Genomic DNA, 1,133 nt, shown 5'->3' on the forward strand with positions numbered 1-1,133 from the left:
GCCACCGCCATCGTCGCGGGCCACAACCACCTGACCTTCGCCGACCTGGACACCCGCTCCAACCGGCTCGCCCACCTCCTCATCGCCCAAGGCGTGGGCCCGGACACCGTCGTCGCCCTGGCACTCCCCCGGTCCGCCGAAACCGTCGTCGCCACCCTCGCCGTACTCAAAGCCGGAGGCGCCTACCTCCCCCTCGACCTCGACTACCCCGCCGAACGCCTGGAGTTCATGCTCACCGACGCCCAACCGGTGTGTGTGGTCACCACTTCCACGGTCCAGGAGCTGGCGGGTGCACCCCGGCTGGTGCTGGACACCGTTGATCTGGGGCGGTTCCCGTCCGAGCGGCCCGCTGTGGAGCCTCACGCGGAGAGTGCGGCGTATGTGATCTATACGTCGGGTTCCACGGGTCGGCCGAAGGGTGTCGTCCTCACTCACGGCGGACTCACCAACCTCTACCGTGACCATGAGCGCGAGCTGTACCAGCCCGTAGCGGGTCGGCTCGGACGGAGGGTCCGGGCCCTGCACACCGCGTCGTTCTCCTTCGACTCCTCCTGGGAACAACTCCTCTGGCTGGTCGCCGGACACGAACTCCACATCCTCGACGAATACGAACGCCGCGACGCCGAAGCCGTCGTCGCCTATGTGCGTGACGCCCGCATCGACACACTCGACGTGACCCCGTCGTACGGACGTCAACTGCTGGATGCCGGACTGCTGGCCGGGACCTCGCGACCGCCTCTCTTCCTCCTCGGCGGAGAGGCCGTACCACCCTCGCTGTGGGACGAACTCCGGGGCATCCCGGACGTCGAGGTGGTCAACTACTACGGCCCCACCGAGTTCACCGTCGACGCCCTCATCGCCCGTACCACCGACTCCCCCACACCCACCATCGGCCGCCCACTCGACAACACCCGCGCCCACATCCTTGACGCGAGAATGCGGCCGGTACCGCCCGGTGTGCCGGGTGAGCTGTATCTGTCGGGGCCGCAGAACGCGCGCGGCTATCTGGGACGTTTCTCGCTCACGGCCGAGCGGTTCGTCGCCGATCCTTTCGGCGATCCGGGCACCCGCATGTACCGCACCGGAGACCTCGCACGCCGACGCAGCGACGGGCTCATCGACTTCCTCGGCCG

At 68.4% G+C, this 1,133-nt stretch carries 1 protein-coding gene; it reads left to right on the forward strand.

Annotated elements, in window-relative coordinates:
* A partial coding sequence (locus ACWF94_RS40880; protein ID WP_453500425.1) for an amino acid adenylation domain-containing protein occupies positions 1-1,133 on the forward strand: 1,133 nt, incomplete at both ends.

The organism is Streptomyces sp. NPDC055078, assembly GCF_053607985.1.